This is a genomic window from uncultured Pseudoflavonifractor sp. (assembly GCA_904419835.1).
Classification (GTDB): Bacteria; Bacillota; Clostridia; order Oscillospirales; family Oscillospiraceae; genus Pseudoflavonifractor.
The window spans coordinates 1-9,240 of record CAJFTA010000074.1; the positions used below are offsets into that span (position 1 = coordinate 1).

Annotated in this window: 8 protein-coding genes and 2 pseudogenes; 6 read left to right on the forward strand and 4 right to left on the reverse strand. The window is 63.2% G+C overall.

Annotated elements, in window-relative coordinates:
* Positions 1–98 (forward strand): annotated as a pseudogene (locus QZY67_RS10855) (glutamate synthase); the annotation flags it as partial.
* A 167-nt stretch (positions 99–265) separates the two neighbouring features.
* Positions 266–895 (forward strand): annotated as a pseudogene (locus tag QZY67_RS10860) (flavodoxin family protein).
* 62 nt (positions 896–957) lie between these two features.
* Here QZY67_RS10860 and QZY67_RS10865 read toward each other — a convergent pair.
* The 3 genes from QZY67_RS10865 to QZY67_RS10875 form a co-directional block, all read right to left on the reverse strand.
* On the reverse strand, positions 958–2,277 hold the full coding sequence (locus QZY67_RS10865; RefSeq protein ID WP_295370255.1) for an Ig-like domain-containing protein: 1,320 nt from the start codon (positions 2,275–2,277) through the stop codon (positions 958–960).
* A 413-nt stretch (positions 2,278–2,690) separates the two neighbouring features.
* Entirely contained in the window at positions 2,691–3,461 is a 771-nt protein-coding gene (locus tag QZY67_RS10870; RefSeq protein WP_294534617.1) for a type III pantothenate kinase, read from the reverse strand.
* Between the two features lie 30 nt (positions 3,462–3,491).
* Positions 3,492–4,127 carry an ECF transporter S component gene (locus tag QZY67_RS10875; RefSeq protein WP_294534614.1) on the reverse strand — a complete coding sequence of 212 codons (636 nt, stop codon included), beginning with the start codon at positions 4,125–4,127 and terminating at the stop codon, positions 3,492–3,494.
* Between the two features lie 240 nt (positions 4,128–4,367).
* Here QZY67_RS10875 and coaBC point away from each other — a divergent pair, with 240 nt between their 5' ends.
* On the forward strand, positions 4,368–5,573 hold the full coding sequence (gene coaBC, locus QZY67_RS10880) for a bifunctional phosphopantothenoylcysteine decarboxylase/phosphopantothenate--cysteine ligase CoaBC (RefSeq protein WP_295370257.1): 1,206 nt from the start codon (positions 4,368–4,370) through the stop codon (positions 5,571–5,573).
* Between the two features lie 70 nt (positions 5,574–5,643).
* Here the strand turns inward: coaBC and QZY67_RS10885 are convergent, their stop codons facing one another.
* Positions 5,644–6,831, reverse strand: a complete 1,188-nt coding sequence (locus QZY67_RS10885; protein ID WP_295370259.1) for an FtsW/RodA/SpoVE family cell cycle protein — start codon at positions 6,829–6,831, stop codon at positions 5,644–5,646.
* A gap of 239 nt (positions 6,832–7,070) precedes the next feature.
* Here QZY67_RS10885 and tsaE point away from each other — a divergent pair, with 239 nt between their 5' ends.
* From tsaE to upp, 3 genes are read left to right on the forward strand one after another with little or no spacing between them, the layout of a single operon-like run.
* On the forward strand, positions 7,071–7,499 hold the full coding sequence (gene tsaE, locus QZY67_RS10890) for a tRNA (adenosine(37)-N6)-threonylcarbamoyltransferase complex ATPase subunit type 1 TsaE (protein ID WP_295370261.1): 429 nt from the start codon (positions 7,071–7,073) through the stop codon (positions 7,497–7,499).
* The gene (gene tsaB / locus QZY67_RS10895) at positions 7,496–8,233 is read left to right on the forward strand and encodes a tRNA (adenosine(37)-N6)-threonylcarbamoyltransferase complex dimerization subunit type 1 TsaB (protein WP_295370263.1); all 738 of its coding nucleotides are present in this window, start codon (positions 7,496–7,498) and stop codon (positions 8,231–8,233) included. The genes tsaE and tsaB overlap by 4 nt, the downstream gene beginning before the upstream one ends.
* 31 nt (positions 8,234–8,264) lie before the next feature.
* Entirely contained in the window at positions 8,265–8,894 is a 630-nt protein-coding gene (gene upp / locus QZY67_RS10900) for a uracil phosphoribosyltransferase (RefSeq protein ID WP_295370265.1), read from the forward strand.
* Positions 8,895–9,240 lie beyond the last annotated feature (346 nt).

The window sequence follows — 9,240 nt, forward strand, 5'->3', positions numbered from 1 at the left end:
CCGGCGGCGACGCGGTGACCGGCGCGGCCACCGTCATCCTGGCCATGGGCGCGGGCAAGAAGGGCGCCGAGCAGATCCACGCCTACCTCTCCAAGTAAGAGAGACCGTACATAAGAAGGGGCAGGGCCGCAGCTGCGGCCCTGCCCCTTACCTGTCCACGAACACATACTTTCTGGGTAGTAGCTATCTCAATGGTGCGTACTTGCAATCAGGGATGGAATTGTTATAAAGTATATGATAAGAATCCTGCAAGGAGGACGAGCACATGAAAATTCTGATGGTAAACGGGAGCGCCAACCAGCGCGGCTGCACCTACACCGCCCTCAGCGAGATTGGCGCGGCGGCCCAGGAGCTGGGCGCGGAGTGGGAAATTTTCCAGCTGGGCGGCCAGCCCATGCGGGACTGCATCGGCTGCGGTCAGTGCAGAGGAAAGGGCAAGTGCGTCTTTGCCGACGGCGGCGTAAACGAGTTCCTGGAAAAGGCGCAGAAGGCGGACGGCTTTGTGTTCGGGACGCCGGTCTATTACGCCCACCCCAGCGGCCGTCTCCTGAGCTTCCTGGACCGGGCGTTCTACGCCAGCTCGGGCAGCAAATCTCCTTTTGTCGGAAAACCTGGCGCGGCGGTGGCGTCCGCCCGGCGGGCCGGGACCACCGCCTCCCTGGACGCGGTGAACAAGTACTTCGGCATTACCTCCATGCCTGTGGTGTCCGGTACCTACTGGAACATGGTCCACGGCCACACGCCGGAGGAGGTGAGACAGGACCTGGAGGGCCTTCAGACCATGTGAAACATCGGCCGGAACATGGTTTGGATGATTGAGCGGCTCAAGGAGGCGCCCATGCCGCAGCAGGAGCGGGGCGTATTCACCAATTTTATCCGTCCCGCCGGACAGTAAAAACGAGCTATATAAGAGACCGCGCCGGGCATATTGCCCGGCGCGGTCCTGTTTTCAGGCGCTTACCAGTTGAACCAGCCGCCGCTGTCCCGGGCGTCCAGCACCTCCAGGGCGCCCAGAATCATCTCAGCCGCGTCGGCCCGGGTGAGCGTGTCGTTAAGCTCCAGGGTGCCGGTGCTGCCGGCCGAGAGTACGCCGCAGCTCTCCAGGTTGGCGGCGGACTGGACTGCCCAGGCGGGGGCCAGTTCGTCCACCGAGGCCGTGGTCTCGGCAACATCGGACACCTGAAGGGCCCGATCCAGCAGGACGGCGGCCTCTGCCCGGGTGATGGTGTCCTCCGCGTTGAAGACAATGCGGCCCGCCTCATCGGCGGCGCCCTGGACCACCCCCGCCTTCAGGGCGGAGGCGGCGTAGCCCTTGGCCCAGGTGGGGATGGCGGCGTCGTCGGCAAAGCCGGTGGTGGTCACATCCTCCAGGGCGTCCAGACCGGCGGCCTTCATGGTCATGGTGAGAAATTCGCTGCGGGACACGGGGATGTCGGGGTTGAAGAAGTATTCTCCGCCCATGCACTCGCCCACAAAGATGCTCTCCTCGGCCAGACGGATGGCCGCCTTGCAGGCCGGCACGCCGTCCATGTCCGCGTAGGTCACCTTGGTGGCGGCCTTTTCAATCTTCACCTTTACCGTGGCCGGAGCGGAGGTGTTGCCCACCGCGTCCACCGCCACATAGGTGAAGGAGTCCTTGCCGGTCTTGTTCTCATAGGGCGTGTAAATGAACTCGTTGGAGCCGTCCTCCGGCATGGTGACGGCGCCCCGGGCGGGCTTGTCCACCAGCTGGAAGGTGAGCAGGTCGCCCTCCGGGTCGGTGGCGGAAAAGCGGGCGGTGATGGCCACGTTTTTATAGGTGCACAGCTCCAGATTTTCCGCGATGGGGGCGCTGTTGGCCTCGCTGAGCAGGTGGAGGCCCACCTCCACCGGGCTGCCGGAGGTGCCGTCGGAGAACACGGGGGTGAAGGTAAAGCTGGCGGATGTGGCGGCGGAGGCGGTCAGGGGCTGGAAGGCCAGGCCGGATACCGCGGTCATGGCCACCACATCCCCGGCGTTCAGGGGCTGGCCGCCCAGGGTCAGGATGCCGGCGGCCTGGTCGGGCAGGGTGGAGATGACGATGGCGTCCAGGCCGCCGCCGCTCTGGACCACGAAGTCTCCGGCGGAGAAGGTAATGGCGCTGCCGGCGGGGCCATTTTTGGAGAAGGCGGCCACCGACGGCGCTTCCGCCTCCTCACCAAAGCCGAACAGGGCATAGGTGGGGAGGGCGAAGGTAAGGAGCAGGACTGTCAGGGTGATCAGGGGAAGGGAGCGGCGCAGGAATGCACGATGCTTCACGAAAAAAGACCTCCTTGGTAAATGGATGGAAACTGGATTCAGACTTATTCTTTACCAACGGAGAGAGATTATGCTAATATCTCGGAATAACCGAAAAGAAAATGGGCGGCCCGCCGGTATCTCCGGCAGGCCGCCCGTCAGCGGTCAAAAAATCTCAGTTGAAAAGAATCCGCCTGAGCCGGGGCGGGGGAGCTCGAGGGGGCGGCCGCCCGCCTCGAATGAAATCGAATGTCCCGTAAGCCTTGCGCGGCAAGGCTTACGGCGAGCGGAGCGAGGACTTTTGCGCCGCTGTGCGGCGTGAAAGTAACGGCATTTTGTCAAGCTGTCAAAAAGTCTTTGACTTTTTGACAGCTTGACGGGCGGCCCGCCGGTATCTCCGGCAGGCCGCCCGTTTCTGATGGAAGGGCCGTGGCTCAGCCCTTTTTGTTCTTCTTGTAGAGGAGGTTGAGCCCCTTGAGGAGCAGATTTTTCTCCAGCCTGATCTCCCGTCTGCACAGGGGCACCACAAACTGGGCGATGCCGCCGGTAGCCACCACGGTGGTTGGCTTGCCCAGCTCCTCCTCAATGCGGTCCAGCATGCCGTCCAGCATGGCGGCGGCGCCGTACATGATGCCGCTGCGCATGCACTCCACGGTGTTCTTGCCGATGACCCGGCGGGGCCTGTCCAGCTGGATGCCGGGCAGCTGGGCGGCGTGGCTGGACAGAGCTTCGGCAGAGACCCGGACGCCGGGGATGATGCAGCCGCCCAGGTAGGTATTGCCGCAGTCCACCACCTCGATGGTGGTGGCGGTGCCCATATCCACCAGGGTGAGGGGCGGGGCATACTGCTGGAGGGCGGCCACGGCGATGACGATGCGGTCGCTGCCCACCGAGCTGGGGTCGTCCATACGGATGTTCAGCCCGGTCTTAATGCCGGGCCCCACCACCATAGGGGTAAGGCCAGTCAGCTTGACAAGTCCTGTGCGCACAGAGTTGAACACCGGAGGCACCACCGAGGAGATGATGCAGTCCTCCACCTGGGAGAGGGGCACGCCGAAAAAGTCCAGCAGGTTCTTGATCTCCACGCCGTACTGGTCGGAGGTCTTGATGTGGTCGGTGGCGATGCGGGCCTCAAACCGGATCTGGTCGTGCTCGATGCCGCCGATGACGATGTTGCTGTTTCCAATATCAATGGCCAGAAGCATGGGTTTCGCCTCCTAAAACAGTAGTGGCGCTCAGGCCGCCTGGAGCCGGGGCTTGGCGAACCGGAGCAGATTTTTCCCGATGACCGCTACCAGGACAGTGGACACAATGGCCTCGGGGATGCCGTTGGCCAGAACGGTGGTGAGAATCAAACCGGAGACCGCCTCCAGGGCCACCTCCTTGGCCTGGGCGTACTGCTGGGTAAAGAGCAGGAAGATGCTGCCCATGACGGTCACCGTGTTGACCATGGAGCCGGTAAAGCCCACGATGGACAGGGCGGTCCAGCTGTTCATTCTGGTGCGGGACAGGGCTCTCCACAGCCAGCCCGCCGCCACGCCGATGAGAATCCGGCAGCCCACCGCCACCCACAGGGCCTTGACCGCTCCGGACAGGCCGGTGGTGCTCATGAAGGGGGAGAAGGCGAAGGAGGTGAGGGCCGGGGTAAAGGTGTTGATGATGACGGAGCAGACGCCGAACACGCCGCCCAGGATGCCGCCCGCCAGGGGCCCGAAGAGAATGGCGCCCAGGATAACAGGGATGTGGACGGTGGTGGCCTTGGTGACCACCAGGGGGATCATGCCCAGGGGGGTGTTGGCCAGCAGCACGACAATGGCCGCCATCATGGCCACGCCGGCCATCCATCTGGCGTCTTTCCTGCGGTTTTTCATATTCAATTACCTCCTGCTGTCGCTCCTCTCAAGGAGGATGCAACGCAATGTTGAAGCACGCCGGCGGCGTGCTTTCCAGTCTGTTATTATACCGGACCGGGGGACGCTTTACAAGAGAAAACTGCCCGTCTCACGCCGCAGGCGGAGAGAAAAGGGTGCTTTACAAGGGCGGATTTCTGTGTCATAATGCCAGAGGAGGCCCTGACGGCCTCCATATTTCACGAAAAATGAGGGTTATGTATGCTGCAGGGAAAGACGGTTCTTCTGGGGGTAACGGGCGGCATCGCCGCCTACAAGGCGGCGGCGCTGGCCTCGGCGCTGGTGAAGCAGCACTGCTGCGTGGAGGTCATCATGACCGCCCACGCCACCGAGTTCATCACCCCGCTGACCTTTGAAGAGCTGACGGGGAACCGGACCATGGTGGACACCTTTGACCGGAATTTTGTCCACCAGGTGGAGCACGTCTCCCTGGCCCGCCGCACCGACCTGGTGCTGGTGGCCCCGGCCACGGCCAATGTGTGCGCCAAGCTGGCCCACGGCCTGGCCGACGACATGCTCACCACCACGGTGCTGGCCTGCAAGTGCCCCAAGCTCATCGCCCCTGCCATGAACACCAATATGCTTGAAAATCCGGTGACCCAGGACAACCTGGACATCCTGCGCCGGTATGGCTGGGAGGTCATCCAGCCCGCCTCCGGCCGCCTGGCCTGCGGGGACGTGGGGGCGGGCAAGCTGCCCGAGCCGGGGCAGCTGCTCCAGCACATCCTGCGCCGCCTGGCCCTGCCCCACGACCTGGAGGGGAAGCGGGTGCTGGTGACGGCGGGCCCCACCCGGGAGGCCCTGGACCCGGTGCGCTATCTCACCAACCACTCCACCGGCAAGATGGGCTACGCCCTGGCCAGGATGGCCATGCTGCGGGGGGCGGAGGTGACACTTATCTCCGGCCCCACCGCCATTGACCCGCCGCCCTTTGTGGAGGTGGTGCCGGTGGTGTCGGCGGCCGACATGTTCGAGGCGGTGGCGGAGCGCAGCCCACACGCCGACTGGATTTTCAAGTCCGCCGCCGTGGCCGACTACACCCCGGCGGAGTACAGCGGCGACAAGGTGAAGAAGCAGGCGGGGGACATGAGCATCCCTCTCACCCGCACCCGGGACATTCTGCAGTACCTGGGGGACCACCGGCGGCCGGGCCAGTTTATCTGCGGCTTCTCCATGGAGACCAGGGACCTGCTGGAAAACAGCCGGGCCAAGCTGGAGAAGAAGCACGTGGACATGATCTGCGCCAACAACCTGAAGGTGGCGGGGGCAGGCTTCGGGGTGGACACCAACGTCATCACCCTCATCACCGCCGGGGGCGCGGAGGAGCTGCCCCTGATGAGCAAGGAGGAGGCGGCCAACCGGATTCTGGACGCAGCCAAGGCCCATGAAAAGACTGAACAGGAATAATACTTTACAGATATTGAAAAACAAAAAAGGGTTTCATCCGCCTGGCGGATGAAACCCTTTTTGCATACGGTTATGATTGCAGGTTGCTCCGGTCGGACAGCCAGCTGGGCAGGGAGCGCATTTTGATGCTGGAGACCAGGCCCATGGCGGCGTACATGGTGACGATAGAGGAGCCTCCGTAGCTGATAAAGGGGAGGGTCAGACCCACCACGGGGAAGATATACAGGCACATGCCCACGTTGACCGCCACCTGGGCCAGCAGCATACCGGCAAAGCCCATGGCAATAAGGGCGGACTGGAGGCTGCGGGCCCGTTTTGCCACCCAGATGCACCGGAGAATGATGAGGGACAGGAGCAGCAGCAGGAGCACGCAGCCAACCAGGCCGAACTCCTCGCCGCAGACGGCGAAAATCTCGTCGGTCTCACGGGCAGGGAGGGAGGACTTGGATTGGCTCTGGGTCTGGGGGCCGTTGAGGTATCCCATGCCAGTAAGCCCGCCGCTGCCGATGGCCATAATGCTGCGGGTCTGCTGCCAGCCGGTGCCCTGGGTCTGCTCGTACAGGGTCTCCTCGTTGCCGGTCAGGTGGTCGATGACCACGGTAAAGCGCTGGAAGCGGTAGTCGTCGCTGACGTGGGGCCAGATGAGCACCACCGCCGCAACACACACCACAATGGCCAGCACAAACCACCGCTTCTTCACGCCGCCCGCCCAGGCCACCACCACAAAGATAAACAGGTAGGTGAGCACCATGCCGAAGTCGCCGGAGGAAACTGCAATCAGGCCCGACATCACCAGGGTGTGCCCGGCGATCTGAAAGACGGACGTGGGCCGGGACAGGCCCCGCTCCCGGAGCTTGACGCACTGCCAGGCCAGCAGGAGCACAAAGGAGAGCTTGACAATCTCGGCCGGCTGAATGTTGAAGGGAACGCCGGGGATATGAATCCAACTCCGGTTTCCGTTGACCTCCACGCCCAGAGGGGTGCGGGTGAGGAGGACGAACACGGCGTTGAAGGCGAGAAGGAATTTCCAGGATTTTTCTGTTATCAGCTCCACATCCACAGAGGAGATAAAGATATACACCGCAATCCCCAGCACAATGGCCACGGATTGGATGATCATGTTCCGGTAGCCGCCGATATACCGGGTGGCGCTGTAAATCAGCACCAGTCCGTAGCCGGAGGCGGCGATGCAAAGGGTGAGCAGCAGAAGATCTCCCTTTCGGAAGAACTCACGCAGGGAGTCGGTAAGCCAGGACAAGAGGGGGCCTCCTTTCGGGCGAATGGGATAGCATCCAGCGCATCAAAAAACGCATTTTTGCAGGCGGCCAAAAGGTCCCCGGACTTTTTTGACCGCCTGAGAACCAACCTATTCTACCATCTTTTTTAAAAAGCGTAAACAAGTTTTGCGCACTGTTCACACATATGTTATAATGACCCACAGAAGCAAGGCTGCCGGAGAGGCTGAGAAGCCGCTCCGGCGGGAATCCGAGGTGTGATATGGAATATGTTTCAAATTCCCCGGCGGAGACCGAGGCCCTGGGAGCGGCCCTGGCGGGCAGGCTGAAGCCGGGGGCGGTGGTGGCCTTCAGCGGGGACCTGGGAGCGGGCAAGACCGCCTTTGTCCGGGGGATGGCCCGGGGCCTGGGCATCCCTGAGCGGGTGACCAGCCCCACCTTCACCATTGTCAACGAGTACGAGGGGGGCCGCCTTCCCCTCTTCCACTTTGACATGTACCGTCTGAGCAGCTCTGACGAGCTGTTCGACATCGGCTGGGAGGACTATCTGGTCCGGGGGGGCGTGTGCGCCGTGGAGTGGAGCGAGAACGTCTCCGACGCCCTGGAGGGGGACTGCATCCGGGTGGACATCCGCCGGGGCGCCCACGACAATCAGCGGCTGATTCGCATTGAAGGAGGGGACGCGGCGTGAAGATACTGGCGCTGGAGACCTCGGCGGTGGCCTGCTCGGTGGCCCTGTGCGAGGACGAGAAGCTGCTGGCCCAGTCCTTCCAGAACAACGGACTGACCCACAGCGTCACCCTGATGCCCATGTGCCAGGCCATGCTGGCCGGGTGCGGCGTGAAGCTGGAGGATGTGGACGTGGTGGCTGTGGCGGCGGGGCCCGGGTCCTTCACCGGCCTGCGCATCGGCGTGGCGGCGGCCAAGGGCCTGGCCTGGCCGGGTGACAAGCCCTGCGCCGGGGTGTCCACCCTGGAGGCCATGGCCTGGACGGTGGCCCACATGGAGGGCGCGGAGATCTGCGCCGTCATGGACGCCCGCCGGAACCAGGTGTACAACGCCCGCTTCGCCGCCGTGGACGGCGTGCCGGTGCGCCTCACCCCGGACCGGGCCATCAGCCTGGCAGAGCTGGGGGAGGAGCTGAAAAACAGCGGGAAGCCGCAAATAATAGTTGGAGACGGCGCCTGGTTATGCTATAATAATTTGAACGGGTGTGGGCCGGAGCTCCGTATGGCGCCGCCCCATCTGCGGCTTCAGACGGCGTGGGGCGTGGCCCGGGCCGCCCTGGAGCAGGCCCGGGCGGGCGCGCTGACCACGGCCCGGGATCTGGCGCCCGATTATCACCGCCTCTCTCAGGCGGAGCGGGAGCGGCTGGAACGGGAACATACGCAGGGGCGCGGGGAGACAGCCGCGCCCACGAAATAAACAGACAAAGGGGACGTTGACGATGGAAAAGATGGACAAGGTACATGTGCTGGACCACCCTCTTCTGCAGCATAAGCTGAGCATTCTGCGCGACGAGCGCACCGGCGTGAAGGACTTCCGTGAAGTGGTGTCTGAGATCGCCACCCTGATGTGCTATGAGGCCACCCGGGACCTGCCGCTGGAGGAGGTGGAGATCAAGACCCCCGTGTCCACCGGCAAGTTCAAGGTGCTCTCCGGCAAGAAGCTGGCCATTGTGCCTGTGCTCCGGGCCGGCCTGGGCATGGTGGACGGTATTCTCACCCTGATCCCCTCCGCCAAGGTGGGCCACATCGGCCTGTACCGGGACCCCCAGACCCTGGAGCCTGTGGAGTACTACTGCAAGATGCCCAACGACATCTCCGAGCGGGACGTCATCATTCTGGACCCCATGCTGGCCACCGGCGGATCCGCCTCCGCCGCCATCCAGTTTATCAAGAACTACGGCGTCAAGCACATCAAGCTGATGAACATCATCGCCGCGCCCGAGGGCATCGAGCGGGTGCACAAGGACCATCCCGACGTGGACATCTACTGCGCCGCCGTGGACGAGAAGCTCAATGACCACGGCTATATCGTCCCCGGCCTGGGCGACGCCGGCGACCGTATCTTCGGCACGAAGTAAGTTTTCCTTCGGCGTCGCCCGGCACCGCGCCTTTTGGCGCGTCCAAGGGTTTTGCCACAGGCAAAACTCTTGCCGCAGGGGCAATTCATTTGCCCCGAGGATGTTAAGATTGGTGTCCCCGGCCGGCATCAGCCGGCTGGGGCTGACGCCGGCGACCGTATCTTCGGCACCAAGTAAGCGCCTATACAGCTTCACAGCGATACAGAGACATCATACAGAGGCCCTCCGGCGTTTGGCCGGAGGGCCTCTCAGCGTGTCGAAAAACCTCCCCGAAGAGGAAGCCTCGCAGAGTTCCGTCATCCGCAGATGACGGAATCAAATGAAAATCCGTCATTTTCGGGGACAT